Source organism: Paenochrobactrum gallinarii (assembly GCF_014205685.1).
Lineage (GTDB): Bacteria > Pseudomonadota > Alphaproteobacteria > Rhizobiales > Rhizobiaceae > Paenochrobactrum > Paenochrobactrum gallinarii.
Genome location: NZ_JACIIU010000002.1, coordinates 282,666 through 307,198 on the forward strand (window position 1 = coordinate 282,666; position 24,533 = coordinate 307,198).

Annotated in this window: 27 protein-coding genes and 1 pseudogene; 1 reads left to right on the forward strand and 27 read right to left on the reverse strand. The window is 49.7% G+C overall.

Features of this window, described 5'->3' with window-relative positions:
- Positions 1–14: 14 nt before the first annotated feature.
- From FHS77_RS04035 to FHS77_RS04160, 27 genes and pseudogenes are all read right to left on the reverse strand, one after another.
- On the reverse strand, positions 15–500 hold the full coding sequence (locus FHS77_RS04035) for a cytochrome c-type biogenesis protein (RefSeq protein WP_281383562.1): 486 nt from the start codon (positions 498–500) through the stop codon (positions 15–17).
- Positions 500–2,500, reverse strand: coding sequence for a heme lyase CcmF/NrfE family subunit (locus tag FHS77_RS04040; protein WP_184220357.1), 2,001 nt, complete (start codon positions 2,498–2,500; stop codon positions 500–502). The genes FHS77_RS04035 and FHS77_RS04040 overlap by 1 nt, the downstream gene beginning before the upstream one ends.
- 9 nt (positions 2,501–2,509) lie before the next feature.
- Positions 2,510–3,007: a cytochrome c maturation protein CcmE gene (ccmE, locus tag FHS77_RS04045; RefSeq protein WP_184220360.1), complete on the reverse strand. Its 498-nt coding sequence runs from the start codon at positions 3,005–3,007 to the stop codon at positions 2,510–2,512.
- On the reverse strand, positions 3,004–4,161 hold the full coding sequence (gene ccmI, locus FHS77_RS04050) for a c-type cytochrome biogenesis protein CcmI (protein WP_184220363.1): 1,158 nt from the start codon (positions 4,159–4,161) through the stop codon (positions 3,004–3,006). The genes ccmE and ccmI overlap by 4 nt, the downstream gene beginning before the upstream one ends.
- A 102-nt stretch (positions 4,162–4,263) precedes the next feature.
- On the reverse strand, positions 4,264–4,716 hold the full coding sequence (locus tag FHS77_RS04055) for a hypothetical protein (RefSeq protein WP_210307030.1): 453 nt from the start codon (positions 4,714–4,716) through the stop codon (positions 4,264–4,266).
- 139 nt (positions 4,717–4,855) lie between these two features.
- Positions 4,856–6,193, reverse strand: a complete 1,338-nt coding sequence (locus FHS77_RS04060; RefSeq protein ID WP_343060948.1) for an ATP-binding protein — start codon at positions 6,191–6,193, stop codon at positions 4,856–4,858.
- 44 nt (positions 6,194–6,237) lie between these two features.
- Positions 6,238–6,921 carry a response regulator gene (locus FHS77_RS04065; protein ID WP_184220366.1) on the reverse strand — a complete coding sequence of 228 codons (684 nt, stop codon included), beginning with the start codon at positions 6,919–6,921 and terminating at the stop codon, positions 6,238–6,240.
- A gap of 42 nt (positions 6,922–6,963) precedes the next feature.
- Positions 6,964–7,260 (reverse strand): hypothetical protein, encoded by a 297-nt coding sequence (locus FHS77_RS04070; protein ID WP_184220626.1) that lies wholly within the window; start codon positions 7,258–7,260, stop codon positions 6,964–6,966.
- A gap of 99 nt (positions 7,261–7,359) precedes the next feature.
- On the reverse strand, positions 7,360–7,566 hold the full coding sequence (locus tag FHS77_RS04075) for a hypothetical protein (RefSeq protein WP_184220368.1): 207 nt from the start codon (positions 7,564–7,566) through the stop codon (positions 7,360–7,362).
- A gap of 23 nt (positions 7,567–7,589) precedes the next feature.
- A pseudogene (locus FHS77_RS04080) lies at positions 7,590–11,410 on the reverse strand (baseplate multidomain protein megatron).
- Positions 11,407–11,883 (reverse strand): NlpC/P60 family protein, encoded by a 477-nt coding sequence (locus FHS77_RS04085; protein ID WP_184220372.1) that lies wholly within the window; start codon positions 11,881–11,883, stop codon positions 11,407–11,409. The pseudogene FHS77_RS04080 and the gene FHS77_RS04085 overlap by 4 nt, the downstream one beginning before the upstream one ends.
- A gap of 2 nt (positions 11,884–11,885) precedes the next feature.
- Positions 11,886–12,761 carry a DUF2163 domain-containing protein gene (locus tag FHS77_RS04090; RefSeq protein ID WP_184220376.1) on the reverse strand — a complete coding sequence of 292 codons (876 nt, stop codon included), beginning with the start codon at positions 12,759–12,761 and terminating at the stop codon, positions 11,886–11,888.
- Positions 12,758–13,396, reverse strand: coding sequence for a DUF2460 domain-containing protein (locus FHS77_RS04095; RefSeq protein WP_184220379.1), 639 nt, complete (start codon positions 13,394–13,396; stop codon positions 12,758–12,760). The genes FHS77_RS04090 and FHS77_RS04095 overlap by 4 nt, the downstream gene beginning before the upstream one ends.
- Positions 13,397–13,939: a phage tail tape measure protein gene (locus tag FHS77_RS04100; RefSeq protein WP_210307019.1), complete on the reverse strand. Its 543-nt coding sequence runs from the start codon at positions 13,937–13,939 to the stop codon at positions 13,397–13,399.
- Between the two features lie 31 nt (positions 13,940–13,970).
- Positions 13,971–14,189: a rcc01693 family protein gene (locus FHS77_RS04105; RefSeq protein WP_184220381.1), complete on the reverse strand. Its 219-nt coding sequence runs from the start codon at positions 14,187–14,189 to the stop codon at positions 13,971–13,973.
- Entirely contained in the window at positions 14,183–14,530 is a 348-nt protein-coding gene (locus tag FHS77_RS04110) for a gene transfer agent family protein (RefSeq protein WP_246431211.1), read from the reverse strand. Before FHS77_RS04110 ends, FHS77_RS04105 begins: the two co-directional genes overlap by 7 nt.
- Positions 14,527–14,940 (reverse strand): phage major tail protein, TP901-1 family, encoded by a 414-nt coding sequence (locus FHS77_RS04115; protein ID WP_184220383.1) that lies wholly within the window; start codon positions 14,938–14,940, stop codon positions 14,527–14,529. The genes FHS77_RS04110 and FHS77_RS04115 overlap by 4 nt, the downstream gene beginning before the upstream one ends.
- 95 nt (positions 14,941–15,035) lie before the next feature.
- Positions 15,036–15,446 (reverse strand): DUF3168 domain-containing protein, encoded by a 411-nt coding sequence (locus tag FHS77_RS04120; RefSeq protein WP_184220386.1) that lies wholly within the window; start codon positions 15,444–15,446, stop codon positions 15,036–15,038.
- Positions 15,443–15,568 carry a hypothetical protein gene (locus tag FHS77_RS16365; RefSeq protein WP_281383563.1) on the reverse strand — a complete coding sequence of 42 codons (126 nt, stop codon included), beginning with the start codon at positions 15,566–15,568 and terminating at the stop codon, positions 15,443–15,445. Before FHS77_RS16365 ends, FHS77_RS04120 begins: the two co-directional genes overlap by 4 nt.
- On the reverse strand, positions 15,565–15,900 hold the full coding sequence (locus tag FHS77_RS04125) for a phage head closure protein (RefSeq protein WP_184220389.1): 336 nt from the start codon (positions 15,898–15,900) through the stop codon (positions 15,565–15,567). The genes FHS77_RS16365 and FHS77_RS04125 overlap by 4 nt, the downstream gene beginning before the upstream one ends.
- The gene (locus FHS77_RS04130) at positions 15,897–16,463 is read right to left on the reverse strand and encodes a head-tail connector protein (RefSeq protein ID WP_184220392.1); all 567 of its coding nucleotides are present in this window, start codon (positions 16,461–16,463) and stop codon (positions 15,897–15,899) included. Before FHS77_RS04130 ends, FHS77_RS04125 begins: the two co-directional genes overlap by 4 nt.
- A gap of 262 nt (positions 16,464–16,725) precedes the next feature.
- A complete protein-coding gene (locus FHS77_RS04135) occupies positions 16,726–17,973 on the reverse strand; it encodes a phage major capsid protein (protein ID WP_184220395.1) in 1,248 nt (415 codons plus the stop codon).
- 11 nt (positions 17,974–17,984) lie between these two features.
- Complete coding sequence (locus tag FHS77_RS04140) at positions 17,985–18,665, reverse strand: HK97 family phage prohead protease (RefSeq protein ID WP_184220398.1); 681 nt, start codon at positions 18,663–18,665, stop codon at positions 17,985–17,987.
- Entirely contained in the window at positions 18,658–19,017 is a 360-nt protein-coding gene (locus FHS77_RS04145) for a DUF6107 family protein (protein ID WP_184220401.1), read from the reverse strand. Before FHS77_RS04145 ends, FHS77_RS04140 begins: the two co-directional genes overlap by 8 nt.
- 73 nt (positions 19,018–19,090) lie before the next feature.
- Positions 19,091–20,260, reverse strand: a complete 1,170-nt coding sequence (locus tag FHS77_RS04150) for a phage portal protein (protein ID WP_184220404.1) — start codon at positions 20,258–20,260, stop codon at positions 19,091–19,093.
- Between the two features lie 27 nt (positions 20,261–20,287).
- Positions 20,288–21,544, reverse strand: coding sequence for a DNA-packaging protein (locus FHS77_RS04155; RefSeq protein ID WP_246431225.1), 1,257 nt, complete (start codon positions 21,542–21,544; stop codon positions 20,288–20,290).
- Positions 21,489–22,007 (reverse strand): hypothetical protein, encoded by a 519-nt coding sequence (locus FHS77_RS04160; RefSeq protein ID WP_184220407.1) that lies wholly within the window; start codon positions 22,005–22,007, stop codon positions 21,489–21,491. Before FHS77_RS04160 ends, FHS77_RS04155 begins: the two co-directional genes overlap by 56 nt.
- A 358-nt stretch (positions 22,008–22,365) precedes the next feature.
- On the opposite strand from FHS77_RS04160, the gene FHS77_RS04165 reads away from it, so the two are divergent.
- Positions 22,366–24,522: a transglycosylase domain-containing protein gene (locus FHS77_RS04165; protein WP_184220410.1), complete on the forward strand. Its 2,157-nt coding sequence runs from the start codon at positions 22,366–22,368 to the stop codon at positions 24,520–24,522.
- The last annotated feature ends 11 nt before the right edge of the window (positions 24,523–24,533 follow it).

A 24,533-nucleotide genomic window follows, 5' to 3' on the forward strand; every position in this document is an offset into this window, starting at 1 on the left:
GGTTTGCAAAAATCTCACTTATTCTCTTTTAAGATCTGCTTAAGTCGTTTCTCTTCAGCTTCCGTCAATGGTTCATCATTAACGGATACAACTTTCTTACGTCTGGAAAGCACCAGCAAGCTGCTGCCACCAATCAGCAATAATACTACCGGAAAGCCCCACAGCAAAACCGTGCGTGTATTCAAGCGCGGTTTAAGCAAAACAAATTCGCCATAGCGATCAACGACATAATCCAATACGTCCTGATCACTATCACCGGCAGTCAGCCGGTCACGCACCAATATGCGCAAATCACGGGCAAGCTCTGCATTGGAATCATCAATAGATTCATTTTGACAGACCATGCAACGCAAACCCGCAGAGAGTGTGCGGGCACGTTTTTCCAATGCCTGATCAGACAAAACCTCATCCGGATTAACCGCAAAAGCTGGCGCCATCTGCAAAGACAAAAACAGACTGATAAAAAATGCTGTCGTTTTTTTATGTCTAAAGAAAACCATCAGGCACTCCGCACAGCTGTTTTGCCGCCTGCTTTATTTTTAGCCTTGCTTTTAGCAGGCGCACCAACACGCAGACGGCGATCAAGAAGGGAAATAAAGCCACCCAACATCATCACCAATGTTCCGTGCCAGATCAGCGTTACGAATGGTTTCCACCAGATACGAACGACGATCGAACCATCAGCCGCATCATCACCAAGAGAGACATAAACCTGATTAAACCCACGAGTACTGATGCCGGATTCTGTCGTTGGCATCTGACGTGCAGGATAAAAACGCTTAGCAGCAATAATGGTGCTTAAAGGCTTGCCGTCTTCGTTGAGCAGCGTGAAGCGTCCCTGATTTTCCGTATAGTTCGAACCGCTAACCGGCGTCACACCTTCAAAACGAAGCTGATAGCCGGAAACAGGTGTCACATCACCAGACGCCATTGTCAGCACGCGCTCAGTGCCGAAAGTGCTGACACCAATAATACCAAGCAAAGTTATCCCAAGCCCAATATGTGCCAATGCTGTACCATAAACCGAGCGTGGCAATCCAACCAAACGCGCGAAAGCAACTTTTGGTGCAACTTTGCCAATACCAGCTTTAAGGTAAAGATCAGTCAGGCTGCCAAAGATAACCCAGAATGCCAAACCTATACCGAAGGCTGCCATAACGGATTCACCACGGGTGAACCAAATCACGATTGCAACCACAACCAGAGTAATGGCAAAAGCCGCCATTAAACGCTGCGACACAGCATAAATATCACCGCGCTTCCATGCCAGTAACGGCCCAAAAGGCACTGCAATCAGCAGCGGGATCATCAGCGGGCCAAACGTCATATTAAAGAATGGAGCACCAACTGATATTTTGTCACCGGTCATCGCCTCCAAAAGAAGCGGATAGAGCGTTCCAATCAGAACAGTTGCAGCTGCTGTCGTTAGAAACAGGTTGTTAAAGACCAGTGAACCTTCACGGGAAATAGGCTGGAAAAGTCCTCCCGATGTCAGGCTTTGCACACGAAGTGCAAAAAGGAACAATGAACCACCGATAAAGAACGTCAAAATACCAAGAATAAACAAACCACGGCTTGGATCAGTTGCAAAGCTGTGAACTGAAGTCAGCACGCCTGAACGAACAAGGAAAGTACCGAGCAATGACAATGAGAATGTCAGCAATGCCAGCAAAACAGTCCAGATTTTTAAGGCAGAACGTTTTTCCATGACGAGTGCTGAGTGCAGTAATGCAGTGCCCACCAGCCAAGGCATGAAAGATGCATTTTCTACAGGATCCCAGAACCACCAGCCACCCCAGCCAAGCTCATAATAAGCCCAATAAGAGCCCATCGAAATTCCGCCGGTGAGGAAAATCCATGCAGTCAATGTCCAGGGACGAACCCAGCGCGCCCAAGCAGCATCAATGCGCCCTTCAATAAGAGCCGCTACCGCAAAAGAAAAACAGACCGAGAAACCAACATAACCCAAATAGAGCATTGGCGGGTGAACAGCCAAACCAAAATCCTGCAACAGCGGATTAAGGTCATTACCTTCCATCGGCACCGGAAAAACGCGGATAAACGGATTTGAAGAGAAAATAATGAACAACAGGAAGGCGCTAGCAATCCAACCCTGCACTGCCAGCACATTGGAGCGCAGTGTATCGGGAAGATTAGCACTGAAAGCTGCAACCAATGCGCTAAAAAATGTCAAAATCAACACCCAAAGCAGCATTGAGCCTTCATGGTTTCCCCATACGCCACTAATTTTATAAATCAGTGGCTTGGCTGAATGGGAGTTCTCAAAAACATTCAAGACAGAAAAGTCGGAGACTACATAAGCCTGTGTCAGCACAGCAAAAGACAGTGCCACCATACCAAAAGCAGCAATGGCAGTGGGAGCTGCCACCGCCATCATACGGGTATCATTTTTACGTGCGCCAATGATCGGCAGAAATGATTGAATGATAGAAAGAGCCAGTGCTAATACCAGCGCAAAATGTCCGATTTCGACGCTCATTTTTTATTCCTACTCAGTCTCTTTCCAGACGCCCTTAGCTTTCAGGCTATCAGCCAGATCTTTCGGCACGTAATTTTCATCGTGTTTCGCAAGCACACTATCAGCCTGAAAAACTCTGTTCTGGTCAAAGCGCCCCTCAATGACAACGCCCTGCCCTTCACGGAAAAGATCAGGCACAATGCCATCGAAAAACACCGGAACGGTTTTAATGGTGTCGGTCACCACAAAGCGCAACTGAGTGCCATTGCGCTGGACACTTTCTTCTTCCACAAGCCCGCCAAGACGAAAGCGCGAGCCGGAACTCATATCAGTTTCAGTCAGATCGGCCGGAGTACGGAAAAAACGTATATCCTGACTAAAGGCCACCAGCATCAGCGCCACAGCAACGCCCAGAACAGCCAAAGCCCCCAGCACCAGATACAAACGCTTTTTCTTACGCTGGCTCATTGTCTTTGCAATTGACTGAGCTTTTGCCGCAGATGGTTGACGCCCTGCAATATCACTCATGGCTCAACACCCTCAACTTCAAGATTTAATGTTTTAGCATGCTCGACCAGCAAACTGCGCTTATCATCAGGCATCAATTTCAGCGCCTGTTGCAAGGCAGCTTTTGCATCATCACCTTTTTGCATAATCATATAGGAACTGATCAGGCGTTTCCAGCCTTCCAGATCATCCGGCTGGGCTTCCAGTTTGGCTTGCAAGCCTGCAACCATGCCCTCGATCATTTCTTTACGCTGATCATTACTCATAGATGCCGCGGCTTCCACGTCAGCAGCACTTGGCCCTTTGGCAGGTGGTGTTGCAGTAGCAGGCGCTTGTGCCGATGCAGTTTCACCATCAATACGACGAATGGCATCTTCAATCTGTGCCCGCCACGGCGCATCAGCACTGGAACGCTCCAAAAATGCATTCAATAATTGTTTGGCTTCCTGATTTTTACCATCTTGCAGCAAAGTACGCGCAAGGAAAAATTGCGGGCGATAATCATCCGGATTTTGGGCGGCGGCTTTTTCAAACAAAGCATGGGCTTCAGCCGTGACTAATCCACCGGATTTCAACACCAGCGATTCAGCCAAACCTAAATTGCGGGCGAAATCCTCACCGTTCAAACGTATCGAATTTCGATATGCATTAATTGCATCATCCACGCGACCAAGGCGCAAATAAATAGGCGCCAGAACATTCCAGCCGCGTCCGTCTTGCGGATTTTGCGCCAGATGTGCTTCAGCCTGCGAAACGAGCTCTTCAACCGGTGCACGTTCCGGATTGCTGGCCACGCGCTGTGCCAAAGGTTGTGACGGCAGATCAGGTGAACCAACGGAGGAATAAATCCCCCATGACAATAAAGGGACCAGCAAAACCGAGATAAAAGCTATCAGTTTATGCGCTTTGATATTGTCGCTGACTGTTTGTGCAAGAGATGTTTTTTTCTCAGCCTTCAAAAGGCGGCGGGCGATTTCAAGTCGCGCCTGCTCTGCACTTTGTATATCAATCATACCGCGGGAAACGTCTGCTTCAATTTCCGTCATCTGATCTCGATAGACTTCGAGATCATTCTGATCGGCAGTTTGAGACGCGTGAGTGCTACGCGAGAGTGGTATCAGAACTACCAGTGTCGCAATAACGGTTAAACATGCAGAAAAAAGCCAAAATTCCATAATGCAGACTTATGCTGAACAATAATAAAATCCAACCTTAACTGTGCGATTTTAACCGAATAGGTCAATTCGCCGCAAATTAAGATAAATGTACCGATATGATCAGGTTAGCGGTGTCCAGCTACCATTCGGATTGCGGCAAGCCGTGCCACGCACCGTTTGCGGCACGCCGTTCATATTGAAGCTATGTGTATATTGGCGACAGTTTTGCGAGCCAACCTGATAAGGCTGTGCAGCCACCACTTCACCGGATGCCGAAGCGCCGGTCGCTTTCCATGAAACAGCCTTGCCGGCAGCAGAATATTCAAGCGCGCGATATTCAGCTTCAAGCGCCTTGCGGCGATCTTCACCAGCCAATTGCAATGCATTTGAACCGAGCAGACCATTACCCAGTTCGCTCAGGACGCCGGTGTCGTTTTTTTGAAAGCCCGTGCTTGGCAAGCGCAAATCAGGTACTGCTTTACCAGCAGTTCCGCAGGCGCTCAGCGCAGCAGAAGCACCAACAAGCATGATAACGGAAAAGATCTTTCCCGAGTACGGCTTAAAGAACGACATCGTAGTTTTCATAACCACCGACTTTCACCTACCACTTACAACCCGTAAGCCCGCCACTAAGTTTTACAGAGCAAAGCACGACAATGGCTTTCTATATAGCAGAGATTGCGCCTTAATCTTGTTAAACAACAGGTAATATTCAATTTTTAACAAGAGGAAGCGTGATTTGCGCCCGAAGCCCTCCAAGCTGTGACGATTTCAACACAAATTGACCACCATATTCCTTCACCGTATCCTGCACGATCGCAAGTCCCAGGCCGGTTCCCGGCTTTGTTTCATCAATCCGGCGGCCGCGCTGCATAGCTTCAGCCATTTTCTCAGCTGCTAATCCGGGACCGTCATCTTCAATGATAATCATGAACTCCGCATCATTTACAGCCTTCTGCAAACTCATCAGAATTTGTGAGTGCCCCCATTTGCCCGCATTCTCCATCAGATTACCGATGACTTCTTCCAGATCTTCTTTTTCACCGGCAAAGACAGCACCAGAAAACTGATTAGAAAAACGAACGTCGAGCTGTGGATTAAGCTTTTTCGTTACGCGGTCAATCCGTTCTAAAACGGGTGTAACCGGCGTCCTGAACACCACGCTGTCGCGCTGGGCTGCAATACGAGCGCGTTGCAAATAATGTTGGATTTGCAATTGCATAGCTTCACATTGTTCGGTCACAATGCGCCCTTGTTCACCTCCAAGAGCTCTGCCTTCATTCATCAAAACGGTTAATGGGGTTTTGAGTGAATGAGCCAAATTGCCCACTTGGGTGCGTGAACGCTCCATAATACGCACGTTATTTTCAATGAGCGCGTTCATTTCCTGCGCGAGCGGCGCAATTTCAATCGGCAAATCAGAGGTCAAACGAGGTGCTCGGCCTTCGCGAATATCCGCCAGCGAGCGGCGCACTCGATCCAGAGGTCTTAACCCAAACAAAATCACCGCCGCATTAATCAAAATGCTGCCAATGCCAAAAATTCCTAAATAGCTATAAAGCCGGGCATTAAAATCGCGGTATTCCTGCTTAACTTCGCTCAAATTCCCCATCACCCGAAAGCGGGCAATACGGTTTTCACTATCCAGCACAACTTCTGTTTCCGCAACAAATAGCTCTTCGCCATTTGGGCCATGCGCGGGATAGGTACGTTTAAATGAGCTATCAAAAGGGAAAGTAACCAGGCTTTCCTGCCAGATTTTTCTGGTACCCAATGATAATGAGTGGAGGGTTCCATGCAGATTGGAAGAGACTGAGTCAACCTCCCAATACCAGCCAGATGTCGGACTGGAATAGCGTATCTCACCCAACTCCGGTCGCCCTTGCAGATCGCCATTTTCAGAAACGCTGACGGAACCGACCAGATTATAAAGATGCGCCCATAACAGGCGTTCAAAATTGCGCTCTGATGCCTGTTTGTAAATGGAACCGATTAATGTCGCGACAACTACCAGCGCTACAATCACCCAAAGCGTGGATAATGTTACCACGCGCAAAGCAAGCGAATGAAGGGCTGGTTTAAACCGTGCAATACTCAGCTATTCACACCTTCTGTACCAGCACCCGAATTCATACGATAACCCATGCCACGAACGGTTTCGATGAGATCAATCCCCATTTTCCGGCGCAAGCGCCCGACGAAAACTTCAATCGTATTCGAATCACGATCAAAATCCTGATCGTACAAATGCTCAACCAATTCAGTGCGCGAAATTACCTTATCCATATGGTGCATCAGATAAGATAACAGCCGAAACTCATGCGAAGTGAGCTTCAATGCAGTACCGTCAACGGTCACTTTTGACGTTTTCGTATCGAGCAGTAATGGCCCGCAGGCGAGTTCCGAAGAGGCATGACCGGCCGCACGACGAATAAGCGCCCGTAAACGTGCCAATACTTCTTCAACATGAAACGGTTTGGCGACATAATCATCGGCACCGGCATCAATACCAGCCACCTTGTCCGACCAGCGATCGCGTGCTGTCAGCATCAAAACCGGCATGGTGCGACCATCACGGCGCCAGCGCTCAACTACACTGATACCATCCATCTGCGGCAGACCAATATCAAGAATGACCGCATCGTAAGGCTCGGTATCACCAAGAAAATGACCTTCCTCACCGTCATATGCGCTATCAACCACATAACCGGCTTCTACCATTGCTTCTGACAACTGCCGGTTCAGGTCTTTATCATCTTCAACGATCAATATGCGCACTGCATCGCCTTTCGAAACTCATTCGCGTGTTTAAGTGCCTGCTTATTCCGCAGGCACTGCAACTTCCACGCGGCGCGGCCGCTCGCCGTTTCGACCAGGTACAAGAACAACGACGACACAGACATTTCTACCCCCCTGCACCGCAGGAGTAGCTTTTGTCAAAGTTCCGCCTTGAGCGGCAGCAACGCGCTGCCCTGCGGCAGCACAATCATCTGCAGCAGCGACCACAAGATTTGCCTTGTGCGGAACAACCATCGGAAGGCTGGCGGAGATTGCCGGAGAGCTAACGGCCGCAACTGCCATACCGAGAATAAGTGTATATGCGGAGAGCTTTTTCATCATGATGCTTTTATAGTATGCCTTAGCTGAACATTACATGAATGACCCAGACAGGCTGAATCCCATTTATTTGAACCTTAGCTATCATGTTTTGTAATTTTATGAAATGCGCGAAGTTGCCTTCATACGCCCGATAATCGCAAAAATTCCTGCACCAGCTGCTGCAAGTTGCATAAGTGCATCAACTAATGTGGCCTGCTCCACCACACCAATGGGTATTCCAAGCAAATTTCCAGCCGGATAAAGTAACGCCACCATTGAACCCCAGATGGTGCGTGACAAATACCAAGGTTTATTTTCAATCATATTCTGACCTCGTTCTCTTTGATTTATAGAGTTAAATGAAGTGTGGCGAAGTCACCGTGACCTGCCTGCGCACTGACCATAGCAACCTTAAATTCTATGTCGGCAGGAGCTGATCCAAAGAGTGCTTCACGTTGGGTTGCGGTTAAATTCCAAGCTGGTTCACTCAGCTCCCCGCCCCAAACCTTCAATCCGCCCCGCCATAGTTCTGCCTGATAGCGCTCACGTTCTTCACCGATCACAATGTCGTCAGCCAACCAGCTGTCAGCATCTATCCGCCCGCGGCGAATCCATGAGAAATACGTGTTATTGCCTTGCCTTTTTGCACGTAAATGAACCGGACTTAACGGCCGCAACGCACGCATTCCACCAATCGTGGCAATGGTCTCAAAATAGTCTGAGGTGAATGGTCTTCCCGCTGTTCCCAGCCGCCAGTTTAACTGTAAACCAATCTCTGAAGCATCTAGCCCGACAGGAACAACAGATGAATCAAGCAGGATGAACGCCGCTTCAGCCGATTTTTCCATCATGCTTTGTGCTTCTGTTCCAAGCTGACCACGTAAGAAATCAGACAAACGCCAGTGGCCATTTGCCACTTCTTCAGCATGCAAGAATTGTAGAACTTCCCATTCGCCATCGGGGGCTTGGATGATTGCAGTATTCGCACCATTATAGAGCTGTTGCATCGTGCATGAATGCAGCTCGCCCGCATAAAGCACCACATCGAGATTATATCCGCTAATAATACGCCCGCTGGCCTGTTCAGAAACGAATGGCTGTAAGAGTTCGCCCATTACCGCACGCGAAGTCACAAGTGTTCGCTCGGTAAAACCGTCTGTCTGCGGCGAAACATAAGCTGCGACACCACGCCAAGGCTTGGCATGGCATGCCACCCGCAATTGCTGATGCGCCTTTTCGGCACCCGGCCACAATGGCAAATCAATCAGATGTACCAGTGGTTTGACATCCAGAACCGGTGCCGGATCAGGCTTAAACGGAATTTCACCATGATCCGAAACATCAATGCGCGGTGCCAAAGCCACGGCCTGAACTTGCCGCACCTCGCCATCTTCCAATGAAGTAATCACATAGTCACGATTGCCGTTAACAATCGGAAGTTTGACACGATCTCCGACATGAAACTGCGCGCGCGCCCAAGGCACTGCAAATGAAACCGAACGCCTATGCGCCTGTCGTCGCAGCAGCCATTGCTCCACCAACCCATCCGCAGCCCCCCGCTCCAGTGAACCGGAAAGGCTTATTGACTCGTCCCCCTCACCCATATCCTGATAGGTTTTAGCCCCGCCGGCCTGATATTCACGCATCGGATCTTGATAAAACAATGTCGCATTGCGTGGCAGATCGTTTTTATCCTCCAGCGTGATGGTCAGTGCATCCGCTTCATCGGGCACCACTATGTCATCAATAATACGAATAGCCTCTTGCCGGTGATCCAGACTTTTAAAAATAAATTTTCCATCTTTTTCAAAAGCATGAACACCAAAAATTTCAAGCAAAGGCTCTAAAACAGAACGCGCGGTTGTCGGGTCGGAAATCACAAAACCATGAACACAGCCATCTGCCTGACTGCTATCCACCTCCGGCAAACCATAGTCTTGAATAATTTGTGCAATCAACTCATCCAAAGACACCTGACTTAAACGCCCATTAAGCCAATGCCCGCGCGACCAATTCGCCGCATCCCCCCAATAATAATTATAAAGCGGAAACTCCGGAAATGGTCGTGTGTCCCACGCCCAAAGATAAATCCGCTCATCATCCAGCATTTTACCACCATAAAGCGGTGAAACCGGATTATGCGCGCCCGCCTCTGGCCAATAAGTCAGGTGTGCGCGCAAAAACCTGTCCATAGCTAAATCAGACCGCACTGCACTGCACTGGAAAAATAAGGCACTGCATTTTCCGATGATTTTTTATCAGGAAAAACATTGGGCTGGTTAGGCCCCTTATCCACCGCCGGACAGCCAAGTTCGGTCAGCCAGAATGGCTTTGACATCGGCACCCAAGCCGTTGGACTTACTTTTTCAGCACCATTTACACGGTTGTAATGTGCATTTCCCCACCATGAGCGCAGGTCTTTATAACGGAAAACCCAAGGTTTTCCGGCCAAGCCATCAGTGATGGGGGTACGAACACGGTTTTTGCGATCCTGCCCGCTGGCATAATACCACTCATAACCCTCACCCGCAGCAATCTGGCTTTTTAACGCGTCCAGATCATAAGGCGCTGCAAAACCATCAGGATTATCAATATGCCAATCCTGATCGCGCCAGTCACTGAGCGGCATATAATTATCAATACCTATCGCATTGATTGCACTATGTGCCCAAAGCGGATCGAGATGGAAGAACACATCACCGGTACCATCTTGCGCCTGATAGCCGAAATATTCCGACCAATCCGCCGCATAAGTGATTTTGCAACCGCTTCCAAGTTTATTGCGCATGGCTTGCGCCAAATCACATAAAGCATCAACAAACGGAAACGCTTCCCGTGATGAGCGCACATGGGTCAGCCCGATCAGCTCGGAGCCGACCAGAAAAGCATCAATGCCTCCTGCGCTTACGGCCAGATCAGCACAATGATTAAGAAAGCGACGATAGCCCCATTCACCTTCAACAAATTGACTGATCTGAGTGGCTGCCGATGTTGTTTTATCAACGCTCTCCGCCTGACCAATGGCCGGATGACAGGTAATCCGCCCACGCCAAGGATAGGCAGGCTGCTGATTGCCGCCATAAGGTGACGGCAATTGATTATCTTCGGCAATATCCATCATGATGAACGGATAAAGTGTCACCGAAAGCCCACGCTTCTTCGCATCCCTGATCGCTTCAATCACCGTATCGTCCGATGGTGTGCCGCCATAGGCGGCTTCGTTATTATGCCGGCTAACAAGATGCGCGTCCTCGCGCTCAATATGGTTCACCTGCCAATTGCGGCTTGGTTTACGGGTATTGTGCTCCGTCACAGCCGGTTTAAGCCTGCAATGCCCTGCCCGCAAATCATCGCCAAACCATGGTACAATAATCGCGACATGTTTGAGGTTTGGACACAAGGCCTGCAACTCATCCATCGAAGCAGACCAATCCGTATCGGCTCGCAAATTATTGCGATTGATCAGTCGCTTTTGACCGGGTGACGCTTCATCCGTGACTAATAATGGCGACAGACCAAATTCAGTGGCCCCTGGTAACAATGTCACGGCCTGAACGGAGTTTGCCAATTTTCCGACTGCGCGGATCACCTCAAATTGTAGCTGCGGAATACGATGGCCATATTCATCAACCGGAAAACGCTCAATCACCACATAAGCCGTGCCACGATAGGCTGGTGTATTGCCTTCGCCCTGCTTTGCTTCAATCAACGGGTCAGGTTGCTGATCGGACGTACCTTTATAAAGGCGCATCTCAATATTGGTCAGGTCAATCTCTTTACCATCCGCCCAGACACGGCGAATGCCTGAAATCTCACCTTCCGCCACAGCAAAAGCGGCATTAACAAAATAACTATAGGTCGTGACCTTTGGCCCGCCCTTGCCGCCCTGACGTTCGGTGGTTTTATCTTCCTCAAAACGTGTCGCCCAAATAAGCGTTCCCGATACACGCGCTGTCCCGTAAATAAAGGGAAGTGCTGCACCTTCTTCGGCCGTCAAGGGCTTGGCATTTGCAAGGCGCGGCCCTTCAATTCGTCGTGTCGAATTAATGATGGCGCTATCCACCATATAGCCGCCCATAGCACCAAGAGCTGAGCCAATAGCCGTACCAACCGGCCCGAATACAGAGCCGATCACCCCGCCGACAGCCTGTAAGACTACCGTCGTCATAGATTTCTCCCTTGTTTCACTTGGCCGTCTGGCAACGGAAATTCAAACACGCCTGCAATGCGCCTGAACCATTGCGGCACCAGCGCCGAGGTCAAAACCCTGTGGCCGTGATAGGCATGAATGAAACGTCCCTCTTGCCCCATAATGGCAATATGCTTGGCTGCCATTGTCGGTTGCCAACGAAATATCAGCACCTGTGCAGGCATAATATCTTTGATGCTTACCGGCATGGGGCAGCGCATCATATGTTTTGCTGCTGCATCCAGCAGGGGCTCTTTGTCAGATAGCTCCGCCCAATCGGGGGCATAAGTAGCGGGCTTTTCCGGCTCATAGCCATAGATCTCTCTCCACACACCTCTGATCAACCCTAAGCAATCACAACCGACTTGTTTACGTGCCGCACCATGTCGGTAAGGCGTACCAAACCATTGATAGGCCTCTTTCAAAACCGCTTGGCGAAGGTTTGAACTCATGATCATGGCACCAGTGCCCCGCCGTCAAAATTCATATCTTTATTGATATAACTATAAGCCGCATCATTGCCGGGCAGATGCGGAAAGCCTCTGAAATTAACGCTATTGGTAAACTTGGCCTTACAGGTGGAAAAACTCTTGTCACATCCAGCCAAAATCTCGAACTCGTCGCCCGCTTCGACTGCAAAAACCGGTTCATCACGCAAGCGTATTAAATCAGAACGCTGCAATGTCACTTTGGATTTTGCGTTTATGTTACGCCCATGCGTCCAAGTGAAAGAACCATGTAAAAACCAGTCAGCAGCATAATTTTCAAGGCCGGACACCTCCATATCCGCCCCATCAACCGCAACGACAACACCATGTGCATGATAGCGCGGATCACGACTTAAAATGCCGCAGCGCTGATCACCCAATTCCGCATCACATTGGCGCAAAATCCGGCGCCCATGAATTTTATCATAAGCAGCCGCTGCCCCTTTTATTTCCGCGACAAACTTTACGCCACTGCGTGTAATCTTGCCGATTGTCCAGCTTTGCAAAAACAGCTGCTCGGCAGGTTCATTCCAATTGACCAGATAGGTTTCCACCACGGCATCATCATAAATGCCGTTTTCGATATCCTCTTCACGGATGCGATCACTAACCAGCGCTCCTTCAATCTCGCTGCCGCTGATTGACAATCCAAGCTTGGAATGCGCCTCGCTGGAGTTCATTCCGCTTTGTGGTTCACACTTGATGCTTTTCACCACAAGCGGCAAATCATGATCAGTAAAACCCAATATCTGCTGATTGCTGCACCGTATTATCCAGACAAAACAATGGTTTGTTACAACGCCTTGCAAATGTGATTCCAGTTGCGGGGAAATTGTTCTCATGCCTTCACCTCAATAATCGGAATGGAGGGAATTTCACCAGCCTGAAATGATGAAATACTTGCCTGCAAACGGTCAGTGTTAAAACGAACCGGCACATCAAATAAAAATCCGGCCGTAATCACGGCTCCTTCACCCACCACGATCAAGTCATTGAAAGTCACCTTACCGGTCAAAACGTCCACCTGAAAATCAGCATTGTTTTCAAGCTTTTCACCATTAACGGCCAGCTTCACACTTGATGCCACCGGTTTGGTAATCACCCGTGAATAGGTCTCGTAATTTTTGACCAGCTGAAAGCTTTTAGTAATGCCGTCACCAATACCAATCTGCTGATCAAAAGCTGTGGGTTCTTGCGACCCGTGATTGGAAAAATGATCAAACGGATCACGGAAACGGAATGAAAACAATGAACCGCGCCGCGCTTCAAAAAAACTTAAAACCTGACGCAAATCCGCCAGCGAACGAATACCGGTTCCGGCATCAAAATGACGACGTGATTGTGCCCAGCGGGCATTGCGTTTCTCATGCCCCGAATTGAGTTGCGCGATCTCGTTTTTCCATTCAGGCCCCGCCACCGAACCAAAAGAAACACCAAGCGGAAAAGCCACATCATGGAAGGAATTGATCTGGCTCATTTATAATCTCCTTGCGCCCCGGCTGACGGCACCAGCCAGCATCGAAGCCAGTTGCGCTTCAGACTTGTGGAAAGACGCGGCATCAGGCGATGACATATTAAAAACAATGCTGACAGGTTTGGAGCCGCCGCCGGTGGCAACGCCCAGCCGGCCATCGGAACCTCGCGCCAATGGCAAAATTGCTTCCGCTCCCGCTTCTCCGGTCAGCCCAATATTGCCATTGCCCATCCCGAAATAGGTCGGGCTGGAAACCACACCACCTTTGGCAAAAGGTTTCACGCCACCAATTCCGGCCATCACGCCGGAAAACAAAGACGATGCGACACCTTCGAGTGGTTTCATTCCGATAGACAAAGCCATTCCCGCCATGTCAGTGGCGAGCTTGCGCAAAACATCTTCCAGCCCTTTGCCATCAACAACCGCACCTTTCAGTGCCGATGAAAGACTATTGCCAAAAGTGGCCGAGCGCTTTTGCAAATCATCAAGCGCCCGATTAAACGCGGTTGTATCCGCGTCAATCGAGACGGTCATATTCTCATTCATGATGTTTCCTTAAAGCTTGAAAATCCGGCAATCAGTCAGGATAAGCCTGCATCAGATCATCAAGCACCTGCCTGTCCGGCACATTCACCACCGGCATATGTGCGCCGATCATAGCGTTCAGTTCACGCAAACTTAGTGCCCAAAAATCTTTTGGCGCGAGGCGCAATTGCCCAAGACCAATTTGCATCACCTCAGCCCATGGAAAAGCGCTTGCCGGATCAGATTTTGATTCAAGGCGTGTATTCAACATATTGTTTTTTTGTCAGAAACTGAATTTTCTGTAGTGCCGAATGTCACTGTTAAAAGCTCTGCAACAATGCGGGCAAAACCGGCAGCGCCACCATCGGCGCGCATTTCTGCGACATCTTCCAGTGTCACACTATGCCCGCCGCCCCTAAGTCCTGCACAAAGAATGCGGATCATATCTTGAGCTGATAATTGTGCTGCTGAAAACCGTGCCAAAAGCTTGGGCAAATCATCGGCTGCAAAAGCCGATTCCAGTTCAGCCAAAGCACCAAGGGTCAAACATAGTGTCCACGGGCGGCCATCAAGCACAGCGCCCACCTCACCGCGATGCTTATTGATCATCATGGCAATTCTCCAAAGCTGACAACACCTGCGGATTCCAGCGCCATTTCAAAGGTCACTTCACCATCATGATTGCCACCATATTCAAGCGCCACAATTTGAAACAGCCCGCTTAACACACCAAAATCCGGCAGGATAACTTCCCAATTGCGGATTTCGCCCTGAAAGAAAACCTGACGCAGCAAAGCGTCTGATGCTGCATCTTTGAAAATGCCTGAACCACTGATTGAAGCACGCTGCACACCACTGGCACCCAATAATTGCCGCCAACGCCCTGTTGCATCGGCATCGGTCACATCTACACTTTCAGTATTAAACGCGATACGTTTGGTACGTAATCCTGCGCAAGTTTCAAAGCCCCCGCTCTCAAGAGCAATTTTCAATAAAATGTCTTTGCCTCTTTGTGCTGACATTAAAATCTCCATGAAAGAAAACAAACACGCAAAAATCCGGCGAACCTCATGGTTTACCGGACTGCAAATGCGCTGATTTATGAAATGAGGATGGCTCAGGCTGCCTGTGGCTCTGTCACTGCGCGATAACGCATAATACCCTGATAGGCATTGCGACGGTCACTGTTTTGCGCCGTGATTTCCTGCAAACTCAGATTAACCAATGTGTACCGGCCAAGCCGGAGCGCCTCTTGATCCAATTTTTGTGCGATCAGTTCAATCACTTCCAACACAAATTTACGTCCGCTGCTTTGTGCCCAGATATGCAAAGAGATCAGATGTTCCTGCCCCGGCTCGCTGTCGGTTGACCAATCATAAACAACACTGCTGCCAAGGGTAATATAAGGAAAGCCGGTTGAAGGCGGCACATGATCGAGAATACGATTGGCGCCAAGTTTAGCGCTCACATCTGCATCATGGCACAGAAGATCATAAATTGCTTTTTGCAAACTAATAGATGCACTCAACCTTCACGCTCCTCTTGTTTTGCCGTTATCTGCTCTCGCCAGTTTCGCTCTGCCAGCGCCATAGATTTCAAACGCAATGCGGCCAAAAGCGCTTCAAAACGCAATTTCACCGCCAGCTTCATGACGTTTCCTCACGCACAAAACAGATCTGATAACGCCGTGTTTCATCCGCATCCTGAATGGCATCAATATGGAAAATACGCTTATCTTTGCGAAGGCGCATCCCTGCCTGGATCGCTTCACTAAAACGGATAGTAATGCGATGGGTCGTTTCCGGATGCCAACGCTGTGCCAAAAAACGTGATGATGAGGTGATGGCACGGATTTGCCCCCAGATGAGAGCAATCTCGTGCCAAGTTTCACTATAGCCGCCAATATCATCTGGTTGCGGTTGCAGTGCTTCCAGTTTTAATTCAGTGCGCAAGCGCCCCGCATTCATAAACAGCGTATTCATACGGATACCCGTTTCCAGATATCGACCAAACGCTCAAAGCTGCTTGGAAATGAAATTGGCTGAGACTGCTCGTCAAAGGCACCGCGAAATTCATATAAATGCGCGACCAGCACCAAAATAGCCTGCTTCAACACTTCAGGGACAGATGCTGCATCAACCCCAAAACCAGCAGTCAGATCAATTTCCAAACCACTCAATGAAGCCATATCAGCCCGGCTTTGCAAATAAAGCCGTTGCGGGCGGCCTGCCTGTTGCAGCTTCCAATCATCCGCTTCAAATACAACAGGTGTACCATCAGGCAAATAAGCCGTAATCGCATCAACAGATGTGACCGGATAACGATATAGCGCCAGGCGGTTGGAGCGTGGCCAGCGGTCGATATGCAAGCGCCAGCTTTGTGTTATAAGCGCCAGACCAGCACGCGCTTCCACTGTTTCGCGGGCAGTTTTAATCAAAGATTGCAACAGCGCATTTTCGCTGTCACTTGTGATGCGCAGATAGGCGCGTGCTTCATCGATCGACACCGGCTCAATGGCCGGAGGCGTTACAGGATGCATTGTCATAAGATTTTCCCTCTGTGAGAAACCTACATAAAAATCAATGTTTTATGGAAAATCGCTGAAATACAGATTCATCGATTCATTATAAATAATCTACCTGCCAATACCGGCAGGTATTTTTTACGACCTTGGCCAATACCGGCAGGTATTTTTTACGACCTTGGCCAAAACCGGCAGGTATTTTTGAAGTCCTTGGCCAATACCGACAGGTGTTTTTACAACCTTAGCCAATTCCGGCAGGTATTTTTGAACACCGGAATCCTAATCAAACGGAGAATTTAAGCAGTTTGATTGCATCAAAATCCTGCACACCACCGCCTACACGTTTGGTGGTGTAGAAAAGCACATATGGTTTGGCAGAATAAGGATCGCGCAGAACGCGGATACCGGCACGGTCAACCACCAGATAACCACGGGATAAATCACCAAAAGCAATTGGTGTTTTATCTTCATCAATGTCCGGCATGTCTTCTGCTTCAACCAGACCAAAGCCCATAAAACTGGCCTTATCGCCAATGGTTGCAGGCGGCTGCCAGAGATACTGACCGTCATTATCTTTGAGCTTACGAAGCGCACTTTGTGTCTTGCGGTTCATGACAAAATTGGCGTTTTGACGATAACCGGCTTTGAGCGAATAAATCAGCTCGATCAACACATCGGACGAGTCTGTTGCTGGCAATGCACCGGCTGTGCCGGTTGCAACTGTGCCAAGCTTGCCCCATGTCCAATTTGCCTCATCAACTGTGTCATAGTTCAAGAAACCTTTCGGCTTATTAACGCCATCACCATTGATGAAAGCTGCACTTTCCTGCTCGGCAAAAGCGGCTTCCACTTCGGCAGAAATCCACTGTTCAATATCTACTGCCGCATCATCCAGCAGCGAGGATGTTGCCGCAGGCATGGCGTAGATTTCCATGGTCGGAAACTGCATTTCAGCCAATTGTGCTGAATTGGTCTGTGGTCGCACTGCGGTTTCTGAAACCCAGCCGGTTGCCGGACCACTTACCGAAAACGGTTTTTTCAGCACCGCACCGGACACCTGCCGCACGGTTGCGAGTGAGCGGATCGGTGACAAAACACTCAAACGACGACCAATTTCGGTTTCCAATTCCGCTGGCACCAGATAGCCGCCATCCGGCCCCGAACCATAAGAATGAGCTTTCAGCTCAATGGCACGAAGGTTTTGCTCGTCACCTTTACGCACATAATTCTGGAATGCATTTTTATGCTCCCCATTGATAATCGGCAGTTGACCGCCAAGCGTCGGTCGCGCCTGTTTAAGTACCATGTGATCCATGGCCTGCTTCTGCTCATCCAATGCACGGTTAATGCGATCAACTTTTTCGGTCATCAGCACATCCGTGCCGACATGTTTTTCTACATTTTTCAGGCGTTCATCATTGGCTTCCTTAAAAGCAGAGAATGCACCCATAAATTCATCAAATGCTGCGCTGATATCGGCATTATGGCCAACAGATTTGGTTTCAAGCGCGGAAGTTTCAATATGATCCATGTTTTATCCCTTTAGCGAAAATAATGTGCGGCCTGACGCAAGCGCTCGGCCATAGATTGACTGTCGTTAGAAAAGGCATCCCGCGGCTCTTCCGGTCGAAATTTTTGCGCCAATGTCGCAAAACCTTTTGCAATCACTGTGCGCGCTTCTTGTCGGCTGAGCCCCGCATCCCGCGTGAGCCAGCGTTCAAATTCTCTGATGGTGGGAAATGTGCCGGATTTCACCTGACCTATGCGCGCGTCTGGCTGCATAGGAAAGGTCACGACAGAGATTTCCCACAAATCGGCTTCGGTAATATGGCGCACTCCGGTGCGCGCATCTTTGCGCGCCTTTACAGTACGAAAGCCCACCGACAAGCCGTCAACGGCTTTTGAGCGCATCAGCTCCAATGTTTCACGCGCCCGCGCCACACCTTTGGCAAGACGCCCTTCCACATAAAGCCCTTGCGCATCTTCACGAATGGTCGTCCAGATGCCAATTGGTTCACGCGCTTCATGCTGCCACAACATGCGGATGCCGGAAGCGTGCCGACGCTCCAGCGAGCGCGTAAATGCACCGGCATCCATCACGTCATTGCCCAGATCCACCACACCAAACAGACTGGCATAACCGGAAAAACTGCCATCCAGCTCCACATTATCGAGCGCCAAAGCCATGCGTTTCGTTTCCAGCAGTGCATTTTTATCACTCATGCTTATTTGCTCCGCCTGTGGGTAGGTTCAACTTCAGCCGTTCGACAAAACGACTGAAAACTCCAAGCGCCGACCAAGCGGCAAGGCTTGCAACAGCCGAGCCCATCAGCATCAGTTCTGCACGCCCCAGACTGTCCATGAGTTCAAATTTCTCAGCAATCCTGATGCCTGCCGCACTGCCAAAAACCATGCCGCAAATGAGGCCAACTGCAAAACGCATCGCCGCTTCGCGCCGCCCCTGCGGCAGCATATAGCCGAGTGAAACAGCAGATCCCGCCACAGCACCGGCAATGCGGGCAATCCAGACGAGTGCGGTTTCAGATGTCCATACCGGATTATCAAGCGTATTCATTGCTCTCTCCGTGTTCTTTTTTGATGCGCATTTTCTCCGAAAACCGCATTACATTTTTCGGGATGCGCTTGTTTCAATAGCCAACCGCCTCACGCTTTTCATCAGCGTCCAAGAAATCCGCATCGCTGATGCGACGCCACAGTGCTTCACGCTCCGCTGACAAACCATCAACACGGTCAAGGTCAGGCTCAAACCGTAAGTCGCCGTCATAAAGCGGCTTCAGCCAACCGCTCATGGCATTGGCAGTTCTGTTAATCAGCGGCAAAACAGTAAGGCGATAAAAAGCGCGATTGGCTTCGGCATAATTGGCGTAAGTATTATCGCCCGGAATGCCGAGCAGCATTGGCGGCACCCCAAAAGCCAGTGCAATCTCGCGGCTTGCAGCGTTTTTGGCTTCGATAAAATCCATGTCTTTGGGCGTCAGACCCATGGCCTTCCAATCAAGCCCGCCTTCTAAAAGCAATGGCCGCCCCGCCCCATTGGCGCCGGTATAGCCATCTTCCAGCTCGTCTTTCAGGCGCTGAAATTGTTCTTCGGTAAGATTGCCGCCATCTTTTGGTGCATAGACCAGCGCGCCGGAAGGGCGGGCTGAATTGTCCAGCAAAGCCTTGTTCCACGCGCCCGCCGCATTATGAATATCCAGTGCCATCAGCGCTGCTTCCAGCGGCGGAAAACCATAGTGATCGTCTAGCGGATGAAATAGTTTCAGGTGGAGGCCACTGTTTGACTGGTCACATCCCAACGGGATCATACGCTTTACATTACCTGCACGATAAAGCAGTGCCGATGGCCAGCCATTGCCGTCACATTCTACCGTCACCCGTTCAGGACGCAATAAATGCAGCTCATGTGTTCCATTGGGTGCTGTTATCCGCTCCAGATAAGCATTGCCGGATAGTAATAAATGCCCATAAAGGCGCTCAAAAAAGCTAGCGCCACCCTGCCCCTGCTGCGGATGTTTCATCAGCTCCAAAAGCGGATGGGTTTCATGTTCCGTCACATCTTCATAAAGCAGCCATGGCACCGAGGCCGCGGCTTCTGCAATCATCCGCACACAACGATGAACCACCGGATTACGCATGAAACCTTCACGCGCCAGCGAGCTATAATCGCGTCCCACCCACGAAGCTGATTGCGCCATATGCAAAGTGACAAAACCGGTTGAGTGTTTCATTTCCGCTGGGCGTTGAGGCGCAGCAGATGGAAGCGCAGCGCTTTTGCGCCACGGCCATGATAATGCCATTGAGAGGCCCTCATATTTAATTGAGAATTATGTATTCAACCGCCGGATGCGCGGTTTATATTCACTGCCCAGCATCAATTCGCTAAGCGCCCAAACCATAGCATCAAGCCGGTCTGGTGAGCGCCCCGATGACAAACCATCAGGCGCAAAATCACACATTTCATCTTCCAATGCCGGAAAACGCGCTGCATGACGAACACGTCCCTGCTCATAAAGCGCAGCAATCGGTTCAGCACGCAGATATTTGCCACGTTTTGCCCTGACCGAACGTACCGGAACCGTTTTATCTGCCGCGCCAATCACGGCATTGACCATCTCGCCGCCCTGATTAACCTCGGCAATAATCGCATCCGCCTCAAACTGATGATAAAGTGCCACCGCGCGGCGTGCCCATTGATGTGGCTTAACCTGACTCAGACTGGCATCAAGCAAAACATGCCCGACACCATTTTCATCAAGACCAGCCACCACAATGCCGCAAGCATCAGAATTTTTATTCGATGTTGCAGGCGGATCAAGCGCCACGACAATGCGTGTGAGTTCCGGCGTATCTGCGAAAATCAACTTTTCAATCATATCGCGCGACCATAATGCATCGGCGCGCTCTTCAATCATTTCACCGTCCAGTTCCTGACGGCCAAGTCGCGTATTGCCATAACGCTCTTCAATTGATGCCATAAAAGCACTGGCCAGATGCGCCGCATTTTCACTGGTTTTCATCCGTGTAACTGGGATGTTTTTATCATCCAGCAAATGCCGCAAAAGTGGCACAGCGCGTGGTGTTGTAGTGATGATCTGGCGCGGATTATCGCCAAGCCTTAGGCCAAATTGCAACATGTCCCATGTTTCCTGAGCATGTTTCCATTTTGCCAATTCATCACACCAGGCCGCATCAAATTGCGGCCCGCGCAAACTGTCCGGATCTTCTGATGAAAACAAAGAAGCGACCGCCCCGTTCTGCCAGACCAACCGGCGGCGCGTTGCTTCATAACGCGGACGCTCCAGCCGGGAGACGGATAAAATGCCCGAAGGCCCGTCAATCATCACTTCGCGAATATCACCAAGAGTTTCGCCGACCAGCGCAATATGGCCGCTGGCTCTTTTTGTAAATGGCGCTAGCCCAAGCGCCATACCCGACACCCACTCCGCACCTGCACGGGTTTTTCCCGAACCGCGCCCGCCCAAAATCAGCCAGCTACGCCAATTGCCAGACGGTGGTAATTGCGCATCACGCGCCTGAAACAACCACTCCCTGCTCAATGCTATTTTCTGCTGCACACTCAGTCCGGCGACGCAGGATTTCTGCCGCCCTTTCCCCTGCAAGTTCGTTTATTCTCCTGTCAATTTTTTCCAAAGCCGCGCCAATATCGATCAAATCGTCTTGCGGCGCATTGCCGGTTTCGGGTTCTGCCGCCCCCTCCCGCATGAGCTCCACTACCGTTTTCACGGTTCGTGCCAATGCGGTGAGTGCATCAGCCGAAGATTTATCCGGCAAACCACTATCATTAGCCAGTCGCGCAAGCTCTGTTTGCAGTTTCACCATAATACCCGCGGCCTCACCATAAAGGCCAAACGGATTTTCAATATGGGAACAATCCAGGCCCAGCTTTAAAAGCCGTTTGCGATAGATGTTTTCTGTTATGCCTAAAACTGCGGCTATCTCTGCCGCCGCAATATGATAACGCTGCTGCATACGCCAAGCCGCACGTAATTTTGCTGCAGATTTATTTTCAGAGCTTTCTTTCACTGAAAATGTCTCCGTCACAGCTATGTAAAAATAACCTTATCAGCTCAGCCGGTAAGGCTCATTCTATCATCATGATTTATGGATTAAGTTTCCGGTACCTCAACCCTTGATGCGCCCAAACATTGTGTTTTGACGCAATTACCGGACTATAACTAAAACCTACAGGAGAAGTGTGACACCGTCAAGGACTTTTTTCCTAATTTGGATTATTTTCTTAAAAAGGCGCTAAGCTTCTGGTTACCTTAATTGGGAATTTCTCTTTAAACACCGCCGAAACGGGCAAAACTTTGCTATAGTCAAGCTGTTATAAAGCGCAAGTTAGACGCAAACGACTGGATTCAAAAACAAAAGCGCCGTGATGCAGAATATAAACGAGCCGGAAAATCATCATTCAAAACCGCGCCGAAAGTTTCGGGTATCGCGGTTGATTGGATTCGATGCATGGCTCGATAGTAGTTTTTATAATTTACGATACTTTTTAAGTGAATCATGGGAAAATATTACTATTTTCTTTCGCCGCTTTCGTGTTCGTGGATTTCGCCGTTTTCTGATCGAAATATTCAGTGAATGTGCAACATGGGGTACAGTCGGGGCGGTTATAATGCTGGCACTTGCCCTGCCAGCCTTTGAAGAAACCAAGAAAGACTGGCGCGCGCAGGATAATTATGCCGTGACATTCCTTGATCGCAACGGCAATGAAATCGGCCAACGTGGCATTTTGCATCGTGAAGCCGTGCCAATTGATGAATTGCCCGATCACGTGATGAAAGCTGTTCTTGGCACCGAAGACCGACGTTTTTTTGAGCATTTCGGCATTGATCTGTGGGGCTTGTCACGCGCTCTTAGCCAAAACGTGCAGGCCAACGGTGTTGTGCAAGGCGGCTCAACCATTACTCAGCAATTAGCCAAAAACCTGTTTTTGACCAATGAGCGAACGATCGAGCGCAAAATCAACGAAGCATTTCTGGCTCTTTGGCTCGAAGCCAACTTAAGCAAAAAGGAAATTTTGCAGCTTTATCTTGATCGCGCCTATATGGGTGGCGGCACATTTGGCATTGCCGCTGCATCTGAATTTTACTTCGGCAAAAACATCAAAGATGTCAATCTTGCTGAGGCAGCCATGCTTGCCGGACTTTTTAAAGCACCTGCCAAATTCGCCCCTCATGTCAATTTACCTGCTGCGCGTGCACGCGCCAGTGTGGTTTTATCCAACATGATTGATAGCGGCATGATGAGCGAAGGCCAGATTATGGCTGCCAAACGCAATCCGGCCAGCGTTATTGACCGTGCCAAAAGCGAAAGCCCTGATTATTTTCTCGACTGGGCTTTTGATGAGGTCAAGCGCGTTACCCAAAACATGCCACAGCATTCATTGATTGTACGCACCACACTGGATCGGGGCATCCAAAATGCTGCTGAAGAAGCAATCGAGTTTCATTTGCGACAATTTGGGGCTGATTATAAAGTTACTGAAGCTGCAACCGTTGTGCTAGACAATGATGGCGGTGTGCGGGCGATTGTTGGTGGAAGGGACTATGGTGAAAGCCAGTTTAACCGCGCCACTTCTGCCTCGCGTCAAACCGGCTCATCCTTCAAGCCTTATGTCTTCGCGGCGGCAATGGAAAAAGGCATGACACCGGAAACCATTGTTTCCGATGCTCCGGTTGCCTGGGGTAACTGGGCACCGCGCAATTATGGCCGCAGTTTTTCTGGTCGTGTCAACCTCACCACCGCATTGGTCAAATCGCTCAACAGTGTGCCCGTACGCCTTGCCAAAGACCATCTGACCACGGCTCCGATTGTCGCTCTTGTCAAAGCCATCGGCGTGCAATCCCCTGTATCATCCCATAAAACCATGGTGCTCGGTACCTCCGGCATGACGGTAATGGAACAAGCGATGGGCTTTAATGTTTTCGCCAATGGCGGCATGGCTGGCACTCAACATGGTTTCACGCAAATCACCACCACGGACGGGCGCATTATCTGGGACATCAACCGTGACGGAGAAAAACCACATCGGGTGCTTTCTGAAAAAGCCGCCGTCGATATGAACTCAATGCTGGTGCAAGTGCCTGAATGGGGAACAGCGCGTCGTGCCAGCTTAGCCATGACCCGTGTTGCGGGCAAAACCGGCACCACCCAAAGCTATCGCGATGCGTGGTTTGTTGGTTATACCGGCAATTTCACAGCAGCAGTTTGGTTTGGGAATGATAATTTCAGCCCGATGAACAATCTGACAGGCGGCATTCTGCCTGCCATGACATGGCAGCGTATGATGAATTATGCGCACCAGAATATTGAGCTGAAACCAATTTTCGGCATTAAAAACCCGTTTCCGGCCAAGCCTAAAAATGCCCCTGATGCACAAATTTCCTCGCATGAAGACAGCCAGGTTCAGCGCCCTACATTGCTGACGCCACAAATGACCAGGTTCTTGCAAAAACTTCATGATGATTTTCTTAATGCGCCTGCTTTGCCTGATGGCAGCGCACCTAAAAAACTAAGCCTCTTATAAAGGGATCACCT